This is a genomic window from Bacillus sp. UMB0893 (assembly GCF_002858905.1).
In the GTDB taxonomy this organism is placed as follows: Bacteria; Bacillota; Bacilli; order Bacillales; family Bacillaceae; genus Bacillus_P.
In genome coordinates, this window is record NZ_PKLB01000004.1 from 212,670 (window position 1) to 238,375 (window position 25,706).

The window sequence follows — 25,706 nt, forward strand, 5'->3', positions numbered from 1 at the left end:
CGAACATTAAAAATCGAGTGTGATATTTCATTCGGTTTTTTAGTGCTATTTTCCTGAAAGCAGAGATTTTTGATGAAAAAAATACACAAATCTATTACAATCTTGAGTATGAACGTGTACAATGAAAGTGAAATGAATGTGAAAATTGTCTGCAAAATCGGATGAAATCGATAGGGGGATTCTTTAGCATGAAACATTTAAGCAAGCAGGATACAAGTGTATTTGAAGCCATTCAAGATGAATTACTGCGTCAGCGCACAAAGATTGAATTAATTGCTTCTGAAAACTTTGTTACAGAAGCGGTAATGGAAGCACAAGGTTCAGTCCTAACGAACAAATATGCAGAAGGCTATCCTGGCCGCCGTTATTACGGAGGCTGTGAGCATGTGGATGTTGTAGAAAATATTGCAAGAGACCGTGCAAAAGAAATTTTCGGTGCAGAGCATGTTAACGTGCAGCCTCACTCAGGTGCACAGGCAAATATGGCTGTCTACTTTACAATCCTTGAACAGGGCGATACAGTTCTTGGAATGAATTTATCCCATGGCGGACACTTAACACACGGAAGTCCTGTTAACTTCAGCGGCGTTCAGTACAATTTCGTTGAATACGGCGTCGATCAGGAAACACATCGCATTAACTACGAAGATGTATTAGAAAAAGCCCGCTTACATAAGCCAAAGCTGATTGTTGCAGGTGCTAGTGCATATCCGCGCGCAATTGATTTCAAGAAATTCCGTGAAATCGCTGATGAAGTCGGTGCTTATTTTATGGTAGACATGGCTCATATCGCAGGACTAGTTGCAACAGGCTTGCATCAAAATCCTGTCCCATATGCTGATTTTGTAACAACAACGACACATAAAACATTGCGCGGACCACGCGGAGGCATGATTCTTTGCAAAGAAGAATTCGCGAAAAAAATCGACAAATCGATTTTCCCTGGTATTCAAGGCGGACCGCTTATGCATGTCATCGCTGCGAAAGCTGTATCCTTTGGAGAGGTTTTGCAAGATGACTTCAAAACATATGCAGCAAACATTATTGCTAATGCAAACCGTCTTGCTGAAGGCTTGAAAAAACAAGGATTAACGCTCGTATCAGACGGAACAGACAATCATTTAATCTTAATTGATGTGCGTTCTCTGAATCTGACTGGTAAAGTAGCTGAAAAAGTGCTGGATGATATCGGAATTACAGTGAACAAAAACACAATCCCATTTGATCCTGAAAGTCCATTCGTCACAAGCGGAGTCCGAATCGGTACTGCTGCTGTAACAAGCAGAGGCTTCGGTCTTGAAGATATGGATGAAATCGCTGCGATCATGGGTCTTGCACTCAGCAACCCTGAAGATGAAGCGAAATTAGAAGAAGCAAAGAGCAGAGTAGAAACTTTAACTTCTAAGTTTTCTTTGTATGTGTAAGAGATTGGGCTGACTCGTTCAGCCCTTTTTTTGACCGAAAAAAGAGCAAATCCAGATGAAGCGGATTTGCTCTTTTCTCTTATAGAAAGACAAAATAAATTACTGCTGCTAAAATAATGCGGTAAATGGCAAACGGCACTAATTTAATTTTGTTGATAAGGGACAGGAAGAATCGAATAGAAATTAAAGCGACAACGAATGCACTGATAAAACCTGCAATAAAGAATGGAAGTGCGTCAAGCGTAAAGTGCTCCCAATTCTTAAGAAGCGACAGTCCGCTTGCACCTGCCATAATTGGAACGGCCATGATGAAGGTGAAGTCAGAAGCAGTTCTATGATTCATGCCAAGCATAACGCCTCCGGAAATCGTCGATCCAGAACGCGAAAATCCCGGCCATAATGATAAACATTGGATCAGCCCTACAAGCAGAGCCTGTTTGTATGTGATTTTATCCACGGTTTCTGTTGTAATGGTTCTTTTGCGCTGAACGAAATCAGCAGCCAGCATTAAGAACGCGCCAATTACTAAGCCAATTAAAACTGTATGGATAGAAAATAAATGTTCATCGATATAATCTTCAAATAGAAGACCAAGAACAGCAGCAGGCAGCAAACCTACGATGACTTGTGTTAATTTTAACTTTGTTCGTTTTTCTTCAGCTGATTCTTTTTTCAGACCGAGCAAGCTGATAAAACGCTCTCTGAAAATAATGACGACCGCAAGAATGGATCCCAGCTGAATCACAATTTTAAACGTATTTGCAACAGGTGCGCCAAAAAGATCTTTAGATTGAAACAGCAAATCATCAAATATAATCATATGTCCAGTAGAGGATACTGGAGCAAATTCCGTTAAACCTTCCACAATTCCTAAAACAACAGCAACAAAAATCTCCCATAAATTCAAGTTTAAATCCACCTCTTCAACAATTTCGATTTACAATTCACTCTTTGATGATTTTAAACGTTTCATTAAAAGATGTCTATGAATTTTATGTAAATTGGTAAAGTGTGTAAACGGTTTTTATGTGTTTTTCGATAAACTGATAAAAACAGGAATTACACGGATAGAACAAGAAAGCAGAAAGATAGGCCGATACTAGTGCAGGCGACTTGGCAAATCTTTTTCTTTGATCCGAGTATAAATTTACTTGCATAATTTCCCTGTTTCTAGCGAAATGCCAGCAGATCACGGACATCATTTTTAACCTGTTACCCGCCCAACCTCAATTTTAAAAATAAATCTCCCATCCTCCTTGAAACAGTGCTTCTTTTTATGTAAAATCTATTGAAGTGTCATAGAAAAGGAGATGAGCCGATGGGCAAAGTATACGTTTTTGATCATCCACTTATTCAGCATAAGCTAACATATATTCGTGACGTAAAAACGGGTACAAAAGAATTTCGCGAGCTTGTTGATGAAGTTGCAAGCTTAATGATGTTTGAAATTACAAGAGACATGCCGCTTGAAGAAGTGCAAGTTGAAACACCGGTGCAAGTAGCGACATCTAAGGTATTGGCTGGCAAAAAGCTAGCGATTGTTCCTATTCTCCGTGCTGGACTTGGAATGGTTGACGGCATTTTAAAGCTGATTCCGGCTGCAAAAGTTGGACATGTAGGATTATATCGTGATCCAAAGACGCTAAAGCCGATCGAGTATTACGTAAAACTCCCTTCTGACGTGGAAGAACGTGAATTTATCGTGGTGGATCCAATGCTTGCAACAGGCGGATCCGCAGTTGAGGCGATAAATAGTGTAAAAAAACGCGGTGCAAAAAATATCAAATTTATGTGTTTAATCGCAGCTCCAGAAGGAGTGGAAATCGTGAAGGAAGCACATCCAGATGTTGATATATACATTGCAGCACTTGATGAAAAGTTAAATGATCATGGATATATTGTCCCTGGCCTAGGTGATGCCGGTGACCGCATGTTCGGAACAAAATAACAATGATATCCTCCTTTAAAGTAAAGGGGGATTTTTTTCTTTTAATAGAAAAGAATAAGATAGAGGTGATGAACATGGTCCGAAATTTCTCTATCTTTTTGATCGTTCTTCTGAGTTTTCCTTTTCTAGTGCATGCAGAAAAATATCCAAATGTACCTGCTATTCCAGAAGAATCTCCGTCAAAGTCAGCAACGATTATAATTATTGTTGAAAAAGAGCATGCAGAGCAATTTTCTGATATCCTCCAGGAAAAATATCCAAACGTACATATTAGGCGCACTTTTAAAAAAGTATTCACCGGCATTACAGTGGAAGGAACACATGAAGACCTGGAAAATCTGCAAAAAGAACCTCACGTTGCACACGCAAGTCCAGTCGCAGCTTATCGGATCGATCTTGAAGAAAGTGTCCCATTTATCGGTGCGGAGGAAGTGAGAGGGAAGTTCGACCTTCATCATCACCGATTGACAGGTAAAGGTGTAAAAGTCGGCATTATCGATACTGGAATTGATTATACACATCCGGACTTGACGAGAAGCTATCGCGGAGGAACAGACCTAATTGACGGAGACAGTGATCCGATGGAAACAAAAGCAACAGATGGATCAGAAACATTTCATGGGACCCATGTTGCTGGAATAATTGCGGCAAATGGAAAGCTTAGAGGTGTTGCACCTGAAGCTGAAATTGTCGCTTATCGTGCATTGGGTCCTGGAGGACTTGGAACATCAGAACAAGTCATTGCTGCGATAGAAAAAGCAATTGAAGATAAAGTTGATGTTTTGAATTTATCGCTTGGAAATGCAGTTAATGGACCTGATTGGCCAACAAGTTTGGCGCTTGATCGTGCGGTTGAGAATGGGATAGTTGCTGTGACATCGAGCGGAAATTCCGGACCAGGCATATGGACAGTTGGTTCTCCCGGCACTTCAAGCAAATCCATATCAGTCGGCGCTTCGACACCTCCGCAAAAAATTCCTTATTTAAAAATGAGCGGAATGAAAAAGATGATGCCGATCTCTGCACTTGCCGGTTCAAAAGAATGGAAGCTAGAACAAGGTGATGAGATTGTTTTTGCGGGTATTGGCGAAGAAAATCAGTTCAATATGAAAATGAAAGGTAAAATTGTCCTTGTCGAGAGAGGTAAAATTACGTTCACCGAGAAAGCTCTTAACGCAGAGAAAAAAGGTGCAAAAGCTATAATTATCTACAATAATATGAAAGGCAATTTTGCAGGGAATCTTGAATTGGAAGTAGGCATTCCGGTTGTTTCTATTTCTAAGGAAGACGGTGAATGGCTGAAAAAACAATTGAAAAATCAGGCAATGGTCCGAACAATTTATAAAAATGAATCAGATCGATTGGCTGATTTTAGCTCGAGAGGACCTGTTACGTATTCTTGGGCTATAAAACCAGATGTTGTAGCACCGGGCGTTGCAATTGACAGTACAGTTCCAAAAGGATATATGAGTTTGCAGGGAACAAGCATGGCAGCGCCGCATGTAGCAGGAGCCAGCGCTTTATTAATTCAGGCTCATCCGGATTGGAAGCCAGAGCAAATAAAAGCGGCTTTAATGAATTCAGCTGAACGTTTAGCGGAAAAGAAAGATGTATATTATGAACCGATTGAACAGGGAACCGGAAGAATTGATTTGCCGCGTGCACTTGAAACAGAAGCTCTGATATATCCTGGTTCTTTATCATTTGGACAAGTTCCTTTACATGCAAACCGCATCCAAAAGAAAGTGAAACTGACACTTGATAATCAATCAAACAGCAAAAAAGAATATAGCTTTAAGTATCCTAAGTATAATAAGGGTCTTCAATGGAAAATTCCTTCTGAAATTGAAGTTGGTCCAAAACAGCAGAAGGATGTATACATATCTTTGGATATTTATTCACCGGGGATGACACCGGGTCTTCATTTTGGATGGCTGGATGTTTTAGCTGACAGCCGGGCCGTAAAACTTCCTTATCTATATGTAGTAGACGAGCCGGACTATCCTCGTGTGATGGGGTTTGAATTTGGAGCAGGTGACGCAGCAGACACGTATAAGTATGAGTTTTATCTCCCAGGAGGAGCTGATGAAATGGGAATTGCTCTTTATGATCCCGATTCGTTAACATTTGCGGGATTCCTTGACTGGGGCAGGGATATGGAGCGGGGAGTCGTTCAGAAGACATTTCAAAAAGAAGAAATACAGTTTCCAAATGGGTTATATAAAGCGATTATTTTTGCTAAAAAAGGAAACAAAGAAGATGCAATTGAAACAGAGATTTTGCTTGAAGATCAGAAGTGAAAAAAAGATTCGAACAGAAATTGTGAACTTTTTGTGATAGGTTTTTTAATTGCCAAGTTTTTGGTTTTAAAGCAATTGACTTTGATTAGTGCCTATTGTATGCTAGACGAGGGTAAATGATAAGGTTTTCAAACTGTTAATTTACCGTCTTTTATCCCCAGAAAAATCCTTAATAAATCTATTAGCGAGGACATGAGAATGCGTAAAAAAGAGCGTCATCCGATGCAGGCCATGGCACTAATGACAGGCATTCTATCTCAGCTAGTCGGTTCAACACTAATTGGCATCTTTTCAGGAAGATGGCTCGACCGATATTTCCATACTGAACCGCTTTTTATGATCATAGGACTGTTCATTGGACTCGCAATCGGTATTTCCGCGATGATCAAGTTAGTCCACCACTTTTTTTCAGGAGACTGAATCATTCATGTTTGATTTGCACCAGATGTACCGCAGATATCGTAAGTATATGTTTTATCTTTTATCCTTGTATGCCATAGGCTGGGGATTTACCGAGTATCAGTCTGTCTTTTTAGGACTAGCACTTGGAACAGGCCTCAGTTTGTTCAACTTATGGTCAATGGTGCGCAAACAAATTCAGTTTGGCGAAGCTGTTCAGAAGAATAGGAAGGTCAGGTCCCTGGGCACTGCATCACGTTTAGCGTCAGCTGGTTTAGCTGCGATACTCGCGATCAAGTTTCCCGAATATCTGAATATGGTTAGTGTCATTATTGGATTAATGACAGTTTATCTTGTCATTATGATAGATTATGTTTTTCAACATTCACGCGCTTAGCCGGAAGAGAGGTGAATCTATTGCATCACGAAGCTCCTATAGTCGAGTTTTTAGGTCTTACTTTTAACTTATCCAACGTTTTAATGATCACTGTAGCAAGTGTTATCGTTTTCTTAATAGCGGTATTATCCACTCGCAAAATGGCGATGAAGCCTACAGGGATGCAGAATTTCTTCGAATGGGTTGTGGATTTCGTCAAAGGAATCATCAACAGTTCGATGGACTGGCACTCAGGCGGTAAATTTTTAACCCTTGGAGTTACGCTCCTGATGTATATCTTTGTTTCGAATATGCTCGGGCTTCCATTTTCAATCGCTGTAAACCATGAACTATGGTGGAAATCACCAACCGCGGACCCAACAATTACGCTTACTCTTGCGGTCATGGTCGTTGCTTTAACACACTATTATGGTGTGAAAATGAAAGGCGCATCTGAATATGGAAAGGATTTCTTCAAACCAATGGCGTTTCTTTTCCCGATTAAGATCATTGAGGAATTCGCCAACACATTAACACTTGGCTTGCGTCTTTACGGTAACATCTATGCAGGGGAGATCCTTTTAGGACTTCTTGCCGGACTTGCAGTAACGGGTCCAGTCGGCGCTTTATCAGCCGCATTGCCGATGATGGTATGGCAGGCATTCAGTATTTTCGTAGGTTCTATCCAGGCATTTATTTTTGTCATGTTAACAATGGTTTATATGTCTCACAAAGTGAGCAGCGACCATTAATTAATATGTTTCACCTGAATTACAAAACATTTCAATATTTTGAGAGGGGTCTTATATAATGAATTTAATCGCAGCTGCAATTGCAATCGGCTTAGCGGCACTTGGTGCTGGTATTGGTAACGGACTTATTGTTTCACGTACTGTTGAGGGAGTTGCTCGTCAACCAGAATTACAAGGTAAGCTTCAAACAATCATGTTCATCGGTATCGCACTAGTTGAGGCACTTCCTATCATCGGAGTAGTTATCGCGTTTATCGTATTAGGAAGTTAATAAAGAGACAGGTTCTCTACATAAATGGCGAAGATCGTAGCTTATCCTTCTTCGCCATTGCTTTATGTTCCTATTTAAAATATGCGGCCGAGAATCAATCAGAACAATCTCGAGCTTTTTTTCATAGTAACCCATCATGGAACTCTTGAAGGGAGTGAAACCGGGCAATGGTAACGTCTAATCTGGTAGTAGGTGCAGGTTTAAGTTTAAACACTGGAGATATCGTATTCCAGCTGGTTATTTTCTTAATATTATTGGCATTGCTGAGAAAATATGCTCTAGGTCCAGTCATGAACATCATGAAACAGCGCGAAGAGCATATTTCATCTGAAATTAATGCATCTGAAGCAAAGCACGCAGAAGCGAAAAAGCTTGCTGAAGAGCAGCGTGAACTCTTAAAACAGGCAAGACAAGAATCACAAAATCTTGTTGAAAGCGCGAAAAAGCTTGGTGAAAAGCAAAAGGAAGATATCATTCAAGTGGCACGTGCAGAAGCAGAGCGTCTAAAACAATCTGCTATTAAAGAAATCGCTCAAGAAAAAGAGCTTGCTGTTGCAGCCCTTCGTGAGCAAGTTGCTTCATTATCTATCCTGATTGCTACTAAAGTAATTGAGAAGGAATTAAATGAGCAAGAGCAAGAGAAGCTTATCCATGATTATATCAAAGAGGTAGGCGAAGGCCGATGAGTAAAGAAATCGTTGCAGACCGCTATGCATTGGCTCTTTTTCAAATCGCAAAGGAAAATAACACGATTGATCAATTGGAACAGGAATTGCTTGTCATTCAAAAGGTGACTCTTGAAAATCCTGAATTGCTAAATGTGTTAACACATCCGAAAGTGCTGCTGGAAAAGAAGAAATCCATGATAGGTGAAGCGTTCGCTTCTTTATCTCAGCCGGTTTTAAATACATTGTTTATTTTGATTGAGCGCCAGCGCATCAGCGTGATTCCGCAGCTTGCGGAACATTTCGTGAAGCTTGCAAACGATGAGCGCGGCACAGAAGACGCGACTGTGTATTCTGTCCGACTGCTCAGTCAAGATGAACTAAAAGCGCTGTCTGATACGTTTGCCAAAAAAATCGGCAAATCTTCTCTACGTTTAAGAAATGTTATTGATCAGAATCTGATCGGCGGAGTGAAGCTTCGTATCGGCAATCGCATTTATGATGGAAGTATAAGCGGAAAGCTTGAACGTATAGAGCGACAACTTGTTTCAAAAAGATCGTAGATAGGGGTGAAACTCATGAGCATCAAAGCAGAAGAAATTAGTGCACTGATTAAAAAGCAAATCGAAAGCTATCAGTCTGATATCAAAGTTAGTGATGTAGGTACAGTTATCCAGATAGGTGACGGTATCGCCCGTGCTCATGGCCTCGACAATGTCATGGCTGGAGAGCTTGTTGAATTTTCAAACGGCGTAATGGGTATGGCTCAAAACCTTGAGTCAAACAACGTTGGTATCATTATCCTTGGACCATACAGTGATATCCGTGAAGGTGACGAAGTTCGCCGTACGGGACGCATCATGGAGGTTCCGGTTGGTGAAGCGTTAATCGGACGCGTCGTTAACTCTCTAGGACAGCCTGTTGATGGCCTTGGTCCAATCGAAACAACACACACACGCCCAATTGAGAGCCCGGCTCCAGGCGTTATGGATCGTAAATCCGTTCATGAACCATTACAAACAGGAATTAAAGCGATTGACTCGTTAATTCCAATCGGACGCGGACAGCGTGAGTTAATCATCGGTGACCGCCAAACAGGTAAAACATCTGTTGCCATCGATACAATCTTAAACCAAAAGAACGAAGATATGATCTGTATCTACGTTGCAATCGGACAAAAAGAATCTACTGTCCGCGGCGTAGTTGAAACTCTTCGCAAAAATGGCGCATTAGACTACACCATCGTTGTAACGGCATCTGCTTCACAGCCTGCACCGCTATTATTCTTAGCTCCTTATGCAGGTGTTACAATGGGTGAGCATTTCATGTACAACGGCAAGCACGTATTGGTTGTTTATGATGATTTAACAAAACAAGCATCTGCTTACCGTGAACTTTCATTATTATTACGCCGTCCTCCAGGCCGCGAAGCATATCCTGGTGACGTATTCTACTTGCATTCACGCCTTCTTGAGCGCGCTGCAAAACTTAGTGATGCAAAAGGCGCTGGTTCTTTAACAGCTCTTCCATTCATTGAGACACAAGCTGGAGATGTATCAGCATACATTCCAACAAACGTAATTTCCATCACTGATGGACAAATCTTCTTGCAGTCTGACTTATTCTTCTCAGGGGTACGTCCAGCGGTAAACGCCGGTCTATCTGTATCACGTGTTGGAGGATCTGCACAGATCAAAGCAATGAAAAAAGTATCAGGTACTCTTCGTCTTGACCTTGCTTCTTACCGTGAGCTTGAAGCATTCGCTCAATTCGGATCTGACCTTGATAAAGCAACTCAAGCGAAATTAAACCGCGGAGCACGTACAGTTGAAGTCTTGAAACAAGGCTTGAACAAACCTCTTGGTGTTGAGAAGCAAGTTGCGATTCTTTACGCTTTAACTCACGGATTCTTAGATGATATCCCGGTTGAAGATATTAAACGCTTTGAAGAAGAGTACTATGTATTCTTAGAACAAAACCATAAAGCATTGCTTGATCATATTCGCACAACTGGCGGACTTCCAGAAGACAATGACTTCCAGGCTGCTATTGCTGCATTCAAAAAAACATTCGCGATTACTGAATAATGAGGTGAAGTATGAAGGCCGGCCTTCATACTTTATCTTAAGATAATGAATCAGGTTGATTTTTATAAAAAGGTGGTGAGAACCTTTGGCATCATTACGCGACATTAAATCAAGAATCACCTCAACGAAGAAAACAAGCCAGATTACTAAGGCAATGGAGATGGTTTCAGCCGCAAAGCTGAACCGCGCCGAAAACAACGCAAAAGCGTTTGTGCCTTATATGGATAAGATACAAGAGGTGGTTGCAAACATAGCTTTAGGCAGTACGGGCGTGTCCCATCCAATGCTTGTCAGCCGTCCCGTTAAGAAAACAGCGTATCTTGTGATCACTTCTGACCGCGGATTAGCTGGCGCTCTTAACAGTAACGTTTTGCGTGCCGTATACCAGTCTATGCAAAAGCGCCACACGTCGAAAGATGAGTACGCTGTAATAGCAATCGGTAAGATCGGACGTGAATTCTTCAAGAAGCGCGGTGTTCAAATCGCTCTTGAAGTGACAGGTATTGCAGATGATACATCATTTGCTGAGATTAAAGATATTGCAACAAACACAGTTAATATGTTCAATGACGGAACATTTGACGAAATCTACGTGTATTACAATCATTTCGTAAGTGTGATCCAGCAGGACGTGACAGAAACGAAGCTTCTTCCTCTTTCTGATCTAGCAGTCTCTACTAAGAAAACATCTTACGAATTTGAGCCTTCTGAGGAAGAGATTTTAGAAGTGTTATTACCACAATATGCTGAAAGTCTCATCTACGGGGCACTTTTAGACAGTAAAGCTTCTGAGCATGCTGCGCGTATGTCAGCGATGAAAAATGCGACAGACAATGCGAAAGAACTTATCAACAGTCTTACTCTTTCATATAACCGTGCACGTCAGGCTGCGATTACACAGGAAATTACGGAAATCGTCGGCGGAGCTGCGGCACTCGAATAGACATACAGGCCCAATACATGGGTTCCATAGACAGAAATGTTCTGCACTAGCAAGTTAGGAGGGAAAACGATGAATAAAGGACGCGTTACTCAAGTTATGGGTCCGGTTGTTGACGTAAAGTTCCAAAGCGGTCAGCTTCCTGAAATCTATAACGCCCTTAAAGTTACATTCAAAGGACGCAGCGAAAACGAAGCAGCGTCAGAATTAACATTAGAAGTTGCCCTTCACCTAGGTGACGACACAGTTCGTACCGTTGCGATGGCATCAACAGATGGCCTTGTTCGCGGAAGTGAAGTATTAGATACAGGTGCTCCAATCTCTGTACCAGTTGGGGATGTTACACTTGGACGTGTATTTAACGTATTAGGTGATAATATCGATTTGGATGCAGCTATTCCTGCTGAATCCCGTCGTGACCCAATCCACAGACAAGCACCAAAATTCGATCAGCTTTCTACTGAGGTAGAAATTCTTGAAACGGGAATCAAAGTAGTAGACCTTCTTGCACCTTACATCAAAGGCGGAAAAATCGGTCTTTTCGGAGGTGCGGGAGTTGGTAAAACCGTACTTATCCAAGAACTTATCAACAACATCGCTCAAGAGCATGGCGGTATCTCTGTATTCGCCGGCGTTGGAGAGCGTACTCGTGAAGGAAATGACCTTTACCATGAGATGACTGATTCTGGTGTTATCAAAAAAACAGCGATGGTTTTCGGACAAATGAATGAGCCGCCTGGAGCACGTATGCGTGTAGCTCTTACAGGTCTTACAATGGCTGAATTCTTCCGTGATGACCAAGGACAGGACGTTCTTTTCTTCATGGATAACATTTTCCGTTTCACTCAAGCAGGGTCAGAGGTATCTGCCCTTCTCGGCCGTATGCCATCTGCCGTTGGTTACCAGCCGACCCTTGCTACTGAAATGGGTCAATTGCAAGAGCGCATCACGTCTACAAACGTTGGTTCTGTAACGTCGATTCAAGCAATCTACGTTCCTGCCGATGACTATACGGATCCGGCTCCTGCAACAACTTTCGCTCACTTGGATGCAACAACAAACCTTGAGCGTAAACTTTCTGAAATGGGTATTTACCCAGCGGTGGATCCGCTTGCTTCAACATCTCGTGCATTATCTCCTGAAATCGTTGGAGAAGAGCACTATTCTGTTGCACGTCAAGTACAGCAAACACTTCAGCGTTACAAAGAATTACAAGATATCATTGCGATCCTTGGTATGGATGAGCTTAATGACGAAGATAAATTAGTCGTGTCCCGTGCACGTCGTATTCAATTCTTCTTATCCCAAAACTTCCACGTAGCTGAGCAGTTTACTGGTCAAGCAGGTTCTTACGTTCCTGTTAAAGAAACAGTTCGCGGCTTCAAGGAAATCCTTGAAGGCAAATACGATCATCTTCCAGAAGATGCATTCCGTCTTGTTGGACGCATTGAAGATGTTATCGAAAGTGCGAAGAACATGGGTGTAGAAGTATAATTTTGGGACGCAGGAGGGTATAGAGTATGAAGACAGTACAAGTCAATGTCGTTACTCCCGATGGCCCAGTTTACGATGCAGACGTCGAAATGGTAAGCGTAAAGGCTCAAAGCGGTGAGCTCGGAATCTTGCCAGGTCATATTCCGTTGGTGGCTCCTTTGCAAATCGGAGCAGTTCGGTTGAAAACAGGAAAATCCACGGAACTCGTGGCTGTTAGCGGCGGCTTTTTAGAAGTACGGCCTGACAAAGTCACAATCTTGGCACAAGCTGCTGAGACTGTAGAAGATATTGATTTAGCTCGTGCACAATCTGCAAAAGAACGCGCTGAACAGCGTCTTAACAAAAATACAGACGATATCGATTTCAAGCGTGCTGAATTGGCCTTGCGCCGAGCAATGAATCGAATTAATGTATCACAGCGAAATATGTAAGTCGGAGAACCCCGGGACCAGGTCCCAGGGGTTTTTTGACTTTTCTAGGATGTATTCTTTGCACAATAACGATGTAATTAAAACTGGTGCAGGAGGATATTAAAGTAACCAACAAATTTGTAATAATCACGGATTTTGAAGTGAACGAAGAACGTGCTGCAGATCCGGGGAATAGTCAAATTGGTATTTAAATCTCAACTTAGCAGATTTTTCATGAACTGCACGTTTTGCAGGAAGGAGGTAGCCAGAACAAAAACGCTTGGATGTTGTCCAAGCGTTTTTATGTGCTAATTTACTTGTAAATTAGTGATTTAAAGAACAGCTTTCCTATTTTTCTCTCTATTACCTGAACAGAATTACTTTAGACTCTCAGCTGATAAATAAGGGGAAAAAACCATTTAAATATCTATAAATTTCATTCTTTCCTTAACACGAATTTTAAAGAACGACTGATTAAAGGGTGAAGAATTTGTGATGCTTCAGCACTGTATTGCCGTTTAAAAATAGAAACAATGGCATGTTTACCAATACATAAAGTGAATGCTACCATTATAGTGAATTTCAGCAAAATTCGAACTATTCTTGTCGATTTATAGGTAAATGTCACAATTTGAAAAGAAAGATATTGTAATCGTTTCAATAAGTGACTGCCGGCACGACACATAGGAGGGTTTAAAACCGATACTTCAAGAGGAGGATTAACAGTGAATCAATCTATTGACTACACAAATAAGCGCCGCGTCACCGGAAACATCTTCAAAGGTTCGGTTGGAAATTTGATTGAATGGTACGACTGGTATGTTTATTCTGCTTTCGCCGTGTATTTCTCGGAAGCGTTTTTCCCAAAGGGAGATCCTACTATCCAACTGCTCAACACGGCTGCAATTTTCGCCGTCGGCTTCCTGATGCGTCCGTTAGGGAGCCTGCTAATGGGCCGTTACGCTGATCGTCATGGCCGTCGTGCAGCACTGACACTTTCCATCACCGTTATGGCAGGAGGTTCTCTAATCATTGCCTTAACTCCAAGTTATGCCGCTATTGGAGTGATGGCACCTGCTATTCTTGTTCTTGCACGCCTGCTCCAAGGACTGTCGCTTGGCGGAGAGTATGGAACTTCTGCAACGTACTTGTCCGAGATGGCCAGCAGCGGTCGGCGCGGGTTCTATTCGAGCTTTCAGTATGTCACACTTGTTGCCGGACAGCTGTTGGCACTGGGTGTTCAAATTATCCTCCAGCAAACACTCAGTGAATCCGATATGATGTCTTGGGGCTGGCGTATTCCATTTGTTATCGGAGCAATGGGGGCATTGGCTGTATTGTGGCTGCGCCGTACGATGGACGAATCAGAGCAGTTCTCAAACATGGAAACAAAAAGCAGAGAGAGTGCAGGAACTGTTCGGGCTCTGATGAAACATCCAAGGGCTGTGCTGACAGTAGTTGGACTCACACTCGGCGGAACCGTCGCTTTCTATACATATACAACGTATTTACAGAAGTACATGGTGAATACTGTGGGTCTGGATAAGGAAATTGTCAGCTGGATAAATTTTATTGCCTTACTTGTTTTCGTCGTGCTTCAACCGCTCGCCGGCATGCTGTCTGATAAAATCGGAAGGCGCCCTTTATTGATAAGTTTCGGTTTTTGCGGAACGTTGCTGACCGTCCCGCTGTTCTTAATCATGGAACAGACGAAGAGTCCTATTGTTGCTTTCTTGCTTATGATGGCAGGTCTCATCATTATCACTGGTTACACCTCCATTAATGCGATTGTAAAAGCCGAGCTCTTCCCGACTGAAATCCGTGCTCTTGGTGTTGGATTCCCATACGCGCTCACTGTTGCAATTTTTGGTGGAACAGCAGAGTTTATCGCGTTATGGCTAAAGAGCTCTGGAGTAGAGACTCTCTTCTACTTCTACGTAGCAGCCTGTATTGCGGTTAGTTTAATCTCCTACTTGCGAATGGGTGAGTCTTCGAAAGCATCCCATATCGAAGCTGAGCTCGATGCCAGGAAAATACACTAGCTGTATGTGAATTCTGCTCCAGACAGTATCATGTGCATTCAAAAATGTTAGACTATCCAGGATTAGGACCATTTCTTAATGAAATGGTTCTTTATTTTTCCATTACTGTTTAATTGAACTTTCGAACCTGGAATATGAAAGACGATAAATCAGAAGGCTGATGCAGCCACATAAAAACTTCTGCAGAAAAAACAGCACCTGCAAAATAAAGCGTTTACAATCTCCCCCGAACCCTTATAATTAATTAAAAAGTCCTATGAAACGGTGATTCTATGAAAACACGTTATAAGCTCATGATCCTTATTTTCCTAATCACTTCGGTTTATCCTCTTTATCATCTCTTCCAAATCTATCAATCGAGTCAATCATTCTCATCACAGGCGGATGCAAACGAATATCGCTATCGTCTTGTTTTAATCTCGCCATATTTAGGTGATTCCTATTGGAACAAAACGATTGAAGGGGTGGAGAAGGCTGCCGCAAACTTCCATTTAAGTCTTGATATCAAGGGGACCAACCTGCCTGATAATGAAGAATTAATAAAAGCGATGAATATGGCGATTTCCTCTAAGGTTGATGGGATTTTACTGCTGGGAATCGATGACGATGCTTTTTTGGAGACGATTCAAAAGGCCACGATGAAAGGGATACCAGTCGTTACTATCATGGCGGATCTGCCTGAAAGTTTTCGAAAGGCATTTATTGGCTCTAATCATTATGAAACAGGGCTAGAGCTTGGAAACCTATTAAAAAAGCAGCTGAATGACGGTGAAACAATTGGTGTTGTAAAGGGGAACAAGGTTACATCGATCGAAGAATTGAGATTAAATGGATTGAAGGATAGTACACGGTATTCTGCCATCAAGCTTGTGGAAACTACCTTGCATCATGCAGAAGAGCAAACAAATGAATTGCTGAATCTCTATCCAAATATGAAGGTCATCATCGGAACCGGCATCGATGATGGCGATTTAATTGTCAGAGCCATTGAGTCGCGTTCAACTCTTGACAGCTATCAGATCTATACGTTTGATGATACGCAGGAGACGATGGAACTTTTGCGAAGCGGAAAAATAGACGGAACGGTCCGGCATGGACATCAAGAAATGGGGAAAAAAAGTGTTGAAACGATTGTAAATTGGCTTGAGAAGAAGGACCTGCCTCTTCCGGTAAATACATATGTGGAGACAAAAGTTATCACCCAATGAGAAGGAGAACGGCTCGTGACACAGATTCAGAGAAAGATTTTGATGATGTCCCTCATTATTATTTTGATTATGGGCGCCTTTTGGACAGCCATCAGCTACATTAATCAAAAATCAATTTATGAATATAACAATATTTTAGAGCGGTACCTCCTTTTGAATAATGTTTCATCAACAAGCCAGGATTCCCTGGCAAAATTAAGCCAATATATCAGTACACCTTCATCCTCTCATCAACAAAGTTATGAAAATATGAAAAATCAGCTGATTGAATCGAAAGAAAAACTGAATCTCCTTGAGAACCAATCAAACGGCATCGCTTTGACAGACTATATCTTTATGCTCGACAGTCAAATAGAGGCGATGGATTTAACCATTATGCTTTATGATTTGGACAAACGGCAAAATGCATCGGATGCTTATGATGAAGCTCTTCAAACCTCCAAATTTATCGATGAGACAACGCTTTTGCTTTTTAAAAAAGAATTAACGAATCAAAAGCAATTTTATGAATCAATGATAGATGTGACAAACCATCTCCGTTCACTTGGATTATGGATTCTCGGAATTGTCTTTGTGATCTCCATTGCGTTTTCGTATTGGTTTTCAAAAGGAATTACCCGGTCGATTTATCTTCTTATCCAGGGAGTGAAAGAGGTAGCTGCCGGAAATTTTGATCACCCAATCAAAGTTACCAGCAATGATGAGATATCGTTTCTGGCAAAAACCTTCGATAAGATGAGAGAAAACATAAAAGAGCTTGTGGCTGAAATAAAGGAAAAAGCAAAGCTTGAAAAAGAAATTAAAGAGTATCAGCTGCTGTTGAAAGAAAGCGAATTAAAGAGGCTGCATAATCAGATCAATCCGCATTTCCTCTTCAATACATTAAATACACTGTCGAAAAAAGCTTATTTAGAAGATGCCTTCGAGACAAGTGATTTAATTTCAACGGTAGCGAATTTACTCAGATATAACTTGAAAAGTGTAGATGAAAACGTGACACTGCGTGATGAGCTCGATTTAGTAAAAGAATATCTCACTATTTTAAAAGCACGTTTTTCTACCCGCATTTCTTATCACTTTGATATCCAAGATGAGTGTTTGGATATTCAAGTGCCTGCTTTTTTTCTTCAGCCAATTGTAGAAAATGCTTTTAAATACGGTGTTGAGCCTTATGAAGAAGGAGGCATGATCTTTATTCGTGTTTTTAAACGCGAACAGGAAATCCATGTCAGTGTTGAGGATAAGGGAGCTGGAATGTCAGATGAGGTAATCGCGCAGGTTTTAACGGACAAGCCCAAGGATTCTATTGAGAGCAAATCCACAGGAATTGGTCTTCGCAATGTTGTCCAGCGCTTAAGGCTGTTCACCAATCAGCATGATGTGATGGAAATTCAGCCTGCCGGTGAAAAGGGAACTGTGATCTCGATAAAATTTCCTGCATGAAAGGAGAATTGCACATGAAACTGCTCATAACGGAAGATGAAGAGATTGAAAGATTGGCTTTGAAAAAAATGATTGAAACAGAATTTAAAGACATTTCAATTGCGGGTCTTGCGGAAAATGGAAGAATGGCAATCGAGCTTGCTGCTCTGCATCAGCCTGATATCATTTTAATGGATATTAAAATGCCCGGGATAAATGGTCTTGAGGCAATAAAAGAAATTCAGAAAATTGTTCCTAAGTCAAAAATACTGATTGTTTCTTCGTACGATACGTTTGAGTATGCACAGCAGGCGCTGAGACTTGGTGTAAAGGATTATCTATTAAAGCCAAGCAAGCGGGAAGTCATTCTTTCAACCATTCAAAAAGTGATTAATGATATCCAGATGGATTTGCTTGAATCAGAAAAAAAGCAGAAAACAGAAGAACGCATTCTGAAAATGATTCCGATTGTAGAAGCAGACCTTGTCACACAGCTCCTTTTTGACCATGTTCATGATGTTCATCTTCATGAGTGCATGCATCTGCTAGATGTCCATCAAACGCAGCAATCCTTTGTCATTTTGGTTCATTTTTCTCAGGATGCACGAACAGGTCCAATCGAGCAAATGTATGGTGAGCTTAAGAAAACCATTCAGAAGCATTCAAAAGGGTGGGTCGGGCCGATGTCCTGCTTACAGGTACCTATTATCGTTTTCTTAGAGGGAGAACTTCACCATTATCGCAAGAATGCCATTGCGCTTGTTCAAAAAATATCACAAAACATCAATCATTTATTCTCAGCATCTGCTTCAATCGGAATCGGCACAGCTTACCCTTCTCTCGAACAAATCAGGCAATCCTACTATGAAGCACTGCGGGCATCTATTACGGTTGGTTCAGGCGCAAGGTATAGCTTTTACAGTGACAGGATCTCGAATGAAGAAGTGAAAGACACAGAGATGCACAGGATTGAAAATTTGATTCTTGAGGAATTGCGTATTGGAAAATGGGAAGGCCTGGGAAGTCATTTCAAATCAATGATTGGTTACTTTGAAAAATATCAGCATCCGCTTGCTGAAGCCGAGCAAAAAGTATACGACACGATGACTCTAATGATCCGCTATCTGGATGAAATGGGATTTGTCATTCGCAAACCGGTCTTTTCCTTTAGTGCAAAATCCTATTTGCACATGAAAACAGAAGTGAATTTTATCCTGGATAATATCATCAGCCAATACAAGCTGGCGACTGAAAATCTGCAGGAAGACATTCCAAATCGGATGAAACAGCACATTAAAAAAAATTGCCACACCGATCTCTCGCTGGAGGCCATGGCAAAGGAATTTAACTTGTCTCCTCAGTATGTGAGCAAGATTTTTAAAGAGGAAATTGGAGTCAGCTATATCGACTTCTTAACAGCATGCAGAATTGAAAAAGCAAAACAAATGATGGAAAAAGGCTCGTTCAGCTTAAAGGAAATTGCCTATGAAGTCGGCTATAACGATCCGAATTATTTCAGCCGTGTTTTTAAAAAGGTTTGCAAGATGTCTCCAAGTCAATATAAGGACGCTTTAGTAGCGAATAGGATAGGACAAAGCTAGGTTTTTCAGCCTGGCTCTTTTTAATAATGATGATAATAAAATTTCCGAATCTTTGACTTGCCCATGTTTCGCTTTTCTAGTTGTCCAGCTTTACCGCCCATCCCCTCTGTCAAAACTAAACGGGCGGTTCCGCTTTTCTTTGTCCAGCTCCACCCCCAACTCCTCGGTCAGAACGGCTCCGCCATAAAAGTCAAACCCGGACTTTTCTGTCGGATCCTTATCTGCCTGTCGGAGTTAAACGGGCGGTTCCGCTTTTCTTTGTCCAGCTCCACCGCCCAACTCCTCGGTCAGAACGGCTCCGCCATAAAAGTCAAACCCGGACTTTTCTGTCGGATCCTTATCTGCCTGTCGGAGTTAAACGGGCGGTTCCGCTTTTCTAATAAAGTGCTATACATCTTAAAAAAGTGAAGGAATCATCTTAAATAAAACGCTTACATTGGTGATAAAGTTAGTCTTGTAAGATGGAAAGTTCAGGAGGGGGATGGGGAAATGAAAAAGATTTTCATGCTGTTTATGCTGATGGTGTTTGTATTTGGGCTTGCAGCCTGCAATAGCTCTGGATCTGAGCCGACTAAAGGGGATGGCGGCGGATCTAAGGATGACGATGAATTAGTCATTGGATTTTCAATGGATACCCTTGAAGAAGAGCGCTGGCAGCGCGACCGTGATTTATTTGTTGAAAAAGCAGAATCATTGGGTGCAAAAGTAAATGTTCAGGCAGCAAATGGCGATGATGCGAAACAGATTGCACAGGCTGAGAACTTAATCAGTCAGGGCGTTGATATTTTAGTAGTCGTGCCTCATAACGCAGAGGTGGCGGCATCGATTGTAGAAATGGCTCATCAAGAGGACGTAAAGGTCATTTCATACGATCGCTTAATCAAAAATTCAGATGTGGATCTATATGTTTCTTTTGATAATGAGCGTGTCGGGGAAATGCAGGCAACTGCGATCACTGAGCTTGTACCAAAAGGAAATTATGTATTGATTGAAGGCGCAGATACTGATAACAATGCACATCTTTTCAAAAAGGGACAGATGAACGTTCTTCAGCCGTTAATTGACAGCGGGGATATCAAAGTCGTATATGATCAGTGGACAGAGGAATGGGATCCGGCAAATGCGCTTGCTAATATGGAAAATGCATTAACTGCAAATAACAATAAAGTTGATGCAGTAGTGGCAGCGAACGATGGAACAGCTGGCGGTGTGATTCAGGCGCTTGCTGCACAAGGATTAGACGGGAAGGTTCCAGTATCAGGCCAGGATGCAGAACTTGCAGCTGCACAGCGCATTGTAGAAGGTACGCAAACAATGACGGTTTACAAGCCAATCACACTTATTGCTGAAACAGTAGCAGACTTAGCCGTTAAAATGGCGAACGGAGAAGAGGTTGAAACGAACGGAAAAGTAAACAATGGCAAAATTGATGTGCCGTCCCTTCTGCTCGATCCAGTTGCTGTTACTAAAGACAACATGGACGACACCATTATTAAAGACGGCTTCCATAAAAAAGAGGATGTTTATAAATAAGAGATTTCAAAAAATGTGGAATGCATCGTATTCCACATTTTTTTCTAGAAAGAGAATCCGGTTGATAAATATCAAAGATAGGTTGATAAAAATCAGAGCACAAAAATCTTTAAAGGAGGACCTGCAGTGGCATCTGTATTGGAAATGAATGAAATTACGAAAGAATTTCCCGGCGTAAAGGCGCTGGATAAGGTTACGTTTAATGTGAAAAAAGGTGAAATCCATGCGTTATGCGGTGAGAATGGAGCGGGTAAATCTACTCTTATGAAGGTACTTAGCGGACTTTACCCTTCTGGAAATTACACGGGAACCATTTCTGTTGAAGGGAAAGAGCAGGCTTTTAAAACGATTAAAGATGCAGAAAAAGCCGGAATCTCGATAATTTATCAGGAGCTGGCGCTGGTCAGGCAAATGACTGTAGCTGAAAACTTAATTCTCGGAAATGAGCCGGCAACGTTTGGAATCATCGATCAAAATAAAATGATTCAGGAATGTGAGAAGTGGCTTGCAGAAGTTGGATTAAAAGGTGTCAGTCCGGACACTGTTACAGGAACACTCGGTATCGGCCAGCAGCAGCTTGTTGAAATCGCAAAAGCACTCTCGAAAAATGCAAAAATCCTTATTTTAGATGAACCGACGGCTGCATTGACTGAGCAAGAGGTTAAAATTCTGCTCTCCATTTTAAAAGAATTTAAAGAACGAGGCGTTACCTGCATCTACATCTCTCACAAACTGGGAGAGGTGTTTGAAATAGCAGATACCATTACTGTTCTTCGTGATGGAAAAACGGTTACCTCTCAGAGAGCTTCTGATCTGACAGAAGATAAAGTGATAGCTTACATGGTTGGAAGGGAGATTAAAGACCGCTATCCCCGCATGAAAGCAAATCCAAAGGAGACGATGCTAAAGGTTGATGATTATACCGTTTATCATCCAGAATTGCCGGACAAAAAGGTCATCGATTCCGTATCTTTCCAAGTCAGAAAAGGAGAAATCCTCGGGATTGCGGGACTAATGGGATCAGGGAGAACAGAGCTTGTCATGAGTTTGTTCGGAGCTTATGCTGGTTTCTCTCAAGGGGCGATCGAGCTTGACGGCAAGGCTGTAAAAAATAAATCAGTCAAGCATGCGATTGAAAATGGGCTGGCGCTAGTCTCAGAGGACCGTAAAAAATTCGGCCTTGTTTTAAACATGGATATCCAGAATAATGTGACACTGCCAAGCTTGAGGCGCATCTCATCCTACGGCATGATTAACCAAAATGAAGAGATTCACAGCGGCAATCACTATTTAAAGCAACTAAGAATCAAGGCACCTTCTGTTGAGACTGTTGTAGGTACTCTGAGCGGAGGAAATCAGCAAAAGGTAGTCATCGGAAAATGGCTGATGACAAAGCCAAAAGTTCTTATTCTGGACGAACCGACAAGAGGAATTGATGTAGGAGCAAAACTGGAAATCTATAACATTATGAACGAACTCGTAAATGAGGGTGTAGCCATCATCATGATCTCCTCCGAACTGCCTGAGGTACTTGGAATGAGCCACCGGATTTTAGTCATGTCTGAAGGTAGATTTACTGGTGAATTTCTCGCAGAAGAGGCAACACAGGAGAAAATCATGAGAGCAGCGACAGGAGGACTCGCAGGATGAATACGAATCTGACTCCAGAACAGCCAGTACAAATTAAAGAAAAAAAGATCAGTCTTTTCACGATAGATATCCGGGCATATTCGATGATCGGCGCTTTAATCGTGATCTGGATCTTATTTTCCGTACTAAACGATACGTTTTTAACACCAAGGAACTTATCTAATCTATTTTTGCAAATGTCAGTAACATCTATTTTGGCGATTGGCATGGTCTTGATTATCGTCTCAGGCCAAATTGACCTCTCAGTCGGTTCACTTGTCGGATTAACAGGGGGAGTCGCTGCGATATTAAATGTATGGCTTGGCTGGGATACGATTCCTGTAATTATTGCAACGGTTCTTTTAGGATCATTAATTGGTTTATGGCAGGGATGGTGGATCGCCTACAGGGCTGTACCTGCTTTTATCGTGACCCTTGGAGGGATGCTTATTTTCAGGGGGATTTTAACAGGAATTACCGGCAGTATGACGGTCGCCCCGCTTTCTCCTGAGCTGAAATTTATTGGGCAGGGCTATGTTGCGCCAGCGATTGGTCTTGTAATGGGCGCGATTGCTTTTATCCTTGCGATTTTCTTTTTAATCAGACAGCGCAACGCGAGAATTAAGTACGGTTTTGAAGTCCTTTCCATGAATTGGACACTCATTACATCTGTTGGTTTTGGATTGCTCATCTTTACCTTTGTTTATTTAATGAATCAATATCAAGGAATTCCAATTCCATTTATAACGGTTATTTTGCTCGCAGTCATGTTTCACTTTATTGCAAAGAAGACTGTATTTGGAAGACAGGTCTATGCTATTGGAGGAAATCCTGAAGCAGCCATTTTGTCAGGAATCAATATGAAGAGAAGAATTCTGCTCGTATTTGTGCTTGGGAATACACTGGCTGCGATTGCCGGACTTGTGTTAACGGCCCGTGTAAACGCGGCGACCGTCGGAGCAGGAAACATGTATGAGCTTGACGCGATTGCAGCCTGTGTCATCGGGGGAACCAGCTTAATGGGAGGAATCGGCACTATCCCTGGAGCGATTATCGGAGCACTGGTTATGGCAAGTCTTGATAACGGAATGAGCATTATGAATATTGATGCTTACTGGCAGCTGATCGTAAAAGGCAGCATTCTGATTCTGGCTGTCTGGTTTGATATTTACAGCCGCAATAAAAAGAAAAGATAACCCTCTGAACGCTCGCATCTGCCTGGATGCAGCGTTTATTTTTTTGAATATATAAATAATATGAAAGCGCTGTCGATATAAAAAATAAAAGTACATTTATTCAGGGGAGAACGAGTATGACAGCTGTCGAAAAAGTAAAATACGAAGATCTTAAGAGCAAAAACAAGTTAATGCTATTTACGTTTGGAACTTCCGCTTTATTTGCTTTTATTTACGTCTTGGTGACAAAGCAGTTTGAACAGAGTCCGATCTATTTATCAGAACTTATTTTACTTTTTTTATTTTATGTACTTTTCCATTTCATTTTAAAAAGAGAAATTCTATTTCCGTATTTTAGCGTGGTGATGATTTATTGCGCGACCATTTTGTCTATTATTATTACCGGAGCAAATTTATCATTAGTAGCCATCCTTCTTTTTCTGGCGATTTTTTCAGCTGTCCAATATAATCCGATTGTATTTGCCATCGGTTATATCTCCGGATTCATTGCTCTTGTTGTGAATGCTGTTATCCCTTCAGCGGAACAGGCAATCATCCTTGAAAACATTGGCGCGATCATGCTTACGTATGTTTTGGCAGGTGTTCTGCTCGGTGTTTTGATCCGCTTGAACAACAAGCAATTTAGAAATCTTCAGCAATTTATTTCTGGTGCTGAAGCCGAGGCGAAAATAAAAGAAGAGCAAAAGCAGAAGCTTGAGAGGGAAGTTTGCATCATTGCTGCCCATATTTCAAAAGTGAATGATCGTGTTCAGCAAAATGCAATCGCACAAGAAGAGATGAATTTTGCTATTAATGAGGTATCATCAGGCAGTCAGATTCAGAGTGAACAGATAAGTGAAATAGCTGAAAGTGCTCATCATAACATGCTTTCTATAAAAGAACTGAATGACATATCTGCTGTGCTGAATCGAGATTCCAATCATGCAAATGAGATTGCAGAGAAGGGCGGAAAAAAGGTCATTTTGCTGTCAAATCAAATGGATCACCTGCAAGAGGTAGTCACAGCTTTAAATGAAACCTTCAAGCTTCTAAATTTGAAAATAGAAGAAACAAACCAGCTTACAAATAATATTCATCAAATCACAGAACAAACAAACCTGCTTGCCTTAAACGCATCCATTGAAGCAGCCAGAGCGGGTGAGGCAGGGAAAGGCTTTTCTGTCGTTGCTCAGGAAATCCGCAAGCTCGCAGAAATTACAAACGATACGACGAAGAAAATCACTGCGAATTTAAATGAAGTGAACCAAACAAGTGCAGAGGCTCAAAATAAAATGATCATCAGCAGTACAAACTTAAACAGCAGCGTGCGGTCTACAAAAGAAGTAAGTGAAAGCTTCAATGAATTAAAAGAAAACCTAAAGAATATCATCGATAGCTTTAAAGGATTTGATCGTATTTCGCAAAATGTAGCTGCCAACACAGGAAATGTCGAAAAATCCACAAACGAACTGGCAGCCATTATAGAGGAAGCAACAGCAAGCCTGCAGGAAATGAGTGCAACCATCGAAACCTTGAACGAAGATAATAAACAGATTGCACGATTCATGAATGAAACCGCACAGAGCGCGGAAAAGATTCAGCATCATACCATTTAATGTTTAGCGTATTGATTGAACGGGTATTTTAATTAGAAGCAACAAATATCTAATTGAAAGGAGCAACTTGTATGAGACAGAAAGCATTAATTTCAGGTATAGCGATATCAACGGTCGGAGTCGGAGTTACATCCTATTTCCTAAAGGACAAAGCAAATCGTCAGAAGGTTACTGGATTTGTTCAAAGCGCTAAAAACAAAATTCCTTACTTTGCGCGCAAAAACACAGATGCATTCCCAGTTGAAAAAGCGGGTCATCCAGATCCCCGGGATATTGATGATAACAAGATGGTCTCAGAAGGCTCCATGTATCCCGTGCAATACTACGATGAAAAGAAGAAATAAATCGAACTAGCACTGCCTGATGGCAGTGCTAATTTTTTTGTTTTGTAGTATAAAGTGATTCCGGCCAAAC

The 25,706-nt window shown here is 41.4% G+C and carries 23 protein-coding genes; 22 read left to right on the forward strand and 1 reads right to left on the reverse strand.

Annotated features, from left to right (window positions below):
• Positions 1-188 precede the first annotated feature (188 nt).
• A complete protein-coding gene (glyA, locus tag CYJ36_RS11095; protein ID WP_101567334.1) occupies positions 189-1,424 on the forward strand; it encodes a serine hydroxymethyltransferase in 1,236 nt (411 codons plus the stop codon).
• Between the two features lie 79 nt (positions 1,425-1,503).
• Here glyA and CYJ36_RS11100 read toward each other — a convergent pair whose 3' ends face one another.
• Entirely contained in the window at positions 1,504-2,331 is an 828-nt protein-coding gene (locus tag CYJ36_RS11100; RefSeq protein WP_101567335.1) for an undecaprenyl-diphosphate phosphatase, read from the reverse strand.
• A gap of 411 nt (positions 2,332-2,742) precedes the next feature.
• Between CYJ36_RS11100 and upp the strand changes: the two genes are divergently transcribed.
• From upp to CYJ36_RS11205, 21 genes are all read left to right on the forward strand, one after another.
• A complete protein-coding gene (gene upp / locus CYJ36_RS11105) occupies positions 2,743-3,372 on the forward strand; it encodes a uracil phosphoribosyltransferase (RefSeq protein ID WP_101567336.1) in 630 nt (209 codons plus the stop codon).
• 74 nt (positions 3,373-3,446) lie between these two features.
• A complete protein-coding gene (locus CYJ36_RS11110) occupies positions 3,447-5,672 on the forward strand; it encodes a S8 family serine peptidase (protein WP_101567488.1) in 2,226 nt (741 codons plus the stop codon).
• Positions 5,673-5,870: 198 nt separating this feature from the next.
• Positions 5,871-6,092 (forward strand): AtpZ/AtpI family protein, encoded by a 222-nt coding sequence (locus CYJ36_RS11115; protein WP_101567337.1) that lies wholly within the window; start codon positions 5,871-5,873, stop codon positions 6,090-6,092.
• A gap of 7 nt (positions 6,093-6,099) precedes the next feature.
• Positions 6,100-6,468 carry an ATP synthase subunit I gene (locus CYJ36_RS11120; RefSeq protein WP_101567338.1) on the forward strand — a complete coding sequence of 123 codons (369 nt, stop codon included), beginning with the start codon at positions 6,100-6,102 and terminating at the stop codon, positions 6,466-6,468.
• A gap of 20 nt (positions 6,469-6,488) precedes the next feature.
• A complete protein-coding gene (gene atpB / locus CYJ36_RS11125; protein WP_101567339.1) occupies positions 6,489-7,199 on the forward strand; it encodes a F0F1 ATP synthase subunit A in 711 nt (236 codons plus the stop codon).
• Positions 7,200-7,257: 58 nt separating this feature from the next.
• Positions 7,258-7,470 (forward strand): F0F1 ATP synthase subunit C, encoded by a 213-nt coding sequence (atpE, locus tag CYJ36_RS11130; RefSeq protein WP_029283354.1) that lies wholly within the window; start codon positions 7,258-7,260, stop codon positions 7,468-7,470.
• 167 nt (positions 7,471-7,637) lie between these two features.
• A complete protein-coding gene (gene atpF, locus CYJ36_RS11135; RefSeq protein ID WP_101567340.1) occupies positions 7,638-8,156 on the forward strand; it encodes a F0F1 ATP synthase subunit B in 519 nt (172 codons plus the stop codon).
• On the forward strand, positions 8,153-8,698 hold the full coding sequence (locus CYJ36_RS11140; RefSeq protein WP_101567341.1) for a F0F1 ATP synthase subunit delta: 546 nt from the start codon (positions 8,153-8,155) through the stop codon (positions 8,696-8,698). The genes atpF and CYJ36_RS11140 overlap by 4 nt, the downstream gene beginning before the upstream one ends.
• Before the next feature lie 15 nt (positions 8,699-8,713).
• The gene (gene atpA / locus CYJ36_RS11145) at positions 8,714-10,222 is read left to right on the forward strand and encodes a F0F1 ATP synthase subunit alpha (RefSeq protein ID WP_101567342.1); all 1,509 of its coding nucleotides are present in this window, start codon (positions 8,714-8,716) and stop codon (positions 10,220-10,222) included.
• Positions 10,223-10,307: 85 nt separating this feature from the next.
• The gene (gene atpG / locus CYJ36_RS11150; RefSeq protein WP_101567343.1) at positions 10,308-11,165 is read left to right on the forward strand and encodes an ATP synthase F1 subunit gamma; all 858 of its coding nucleotides are present in this window, start codon (positions 10,308-10,310) and stop codon (positions 11,163-11,165) included.
• Positions 11,166-11,234: 69 nt separating this feature from the next.
• Positions 11,235-12,656: a F0F1 ATP synthase subunit beta gene (atpD, locus tag CYJ36_RS11155; protein ID WP_101567344.1), complete on the forward strand. Its 1,422-nt coding sequence runs from the start codon at positions 11,235-11,237 to the stop codon at positions 12,654-12,656.
• Positions 12,657-12,682: 26 nt separating this feature from the next.
• Positions 12,683-13,087 carry a F0F1 ATP synthase subunit epsilon gene (locus CYJ36_RS11160; protein WP_101567345.1) on the forward strand — a complete coding sequence of 135 codons (405 nt, stop codon included), beginning with the start codon at positions 12,683-12,685 and terminating at the stop codon, positions 13,085-13,087.
• Positions 13,088-13,803: 716 nt separating this feature from the next.
• Positions 13,804-15,108 (forward strand): MFS transporter, encoded by a 1,305-nt coding sequence (locus tag CYJ36_RS11165; protein WP_374702797.1) that lies wholly within the window; start codon positions 13,804-13,806, stop codon positions 15,106-15,108.
• 272 nt (positions 15,109-15,380) lie between these two features.
• The gene (locus CYJ36_RS11170) at positions 15,381-16,316 is read left to right on the forward strand and encodes a sugar ABC transporter substrate-binding protein (protein ID WP_101567347.1); all 936 of its coding nucleotides are present in this window, start codon (positions 15,381-15,383) and stop codon (positions 16,314-16,316) included.
• Between the two features lie 15 nt (positions 16,317-16,331).
• Positions 16,332-17,759, forward strand: coding sequence for a sensor histidine kinase (locus CYJ36_RS11175; RefSeq protein ID WP_101567348.1), 1,428 nt, complete (start codon positions 16,332-16,334; stop codon positions 17,757-17,759).
• Between the two features lie 14 nt (positions 17,760-17,773).
• Complete coding sequence (locus CYJ36_RS11180) at positions 17,774-19,339, forward strand: response regulator (protein ID WP_180850239.1); 1,566 nt, start codon at positions 17,774-17,776, stop codon at positions 19,337-19,339.
• A 489-nt stretch (positions 19,340-19,828) separates the two neighbouring features.
• Positions 19,829-20,872 (forward strand): D-xylose ABC transporter substrate-binding protein, encoded by a 1,044-nt coding sequence (gene xylF / locus CYJ36_RS11185; protein ID WP_101567350.1) that lies wholly within the window; start codon positions 19,829-19,831, stop codon positions 20,870-20,872.
• A gap of 144 nt (positions 20,873-21,016) precedes the next feature.
• Positions 21,017-22,522 (forward strand): xylose ABC transporter ATP-binding protein, encoded by a 1,506-nt coding sequence (locus CYJ36_RS11190; RefSeq protein ID WP_101567489.1) that lies wholly within the window; start codon positions 21,017-21,019, stop codon positions 22,520-22,522.
• Positions 22,519-23,697, forward strand: coding sequence for a sugar ABC transporter permease (locus CYJ36_RS11195; RefSeq protein WP_101567351.1), 1,179 nt, complete (start codon positions 22,519-22,521; stop codon positions 23,695-23,697). The genes CYJ36_RS11190 and CYJ36_RS11195 overlap by 4 nt, the downstream gene beginning before the upstream one ends.
• An 863-nt stretch (positions 23,698-24,560) precedes the next feature.
• Positions 24,561-25,292, forward strand: coding sequence for a methyl-accepting chemotaxis protein (locus CYJ36_RS24800; protein WP_374702798.1), 732 nt, complete (start codon positions 24,561-24,563; stop codon positions 25,290-25,292).
• Between the two features lie 71 nt (positions 25,293-25,363).
• A complete protein-coding gene (locus CYJ36_RS11205; RefSeq protein ID WP_101567353.1) occupies positions 25,364-25,636 on the forward strand; it encodes a hypothetical protein in 273 nt (90 codons plus the stop codon).
• The last annotated feature ends 70 nt before the right edge of the window (positions 25,637-25,706 follow it).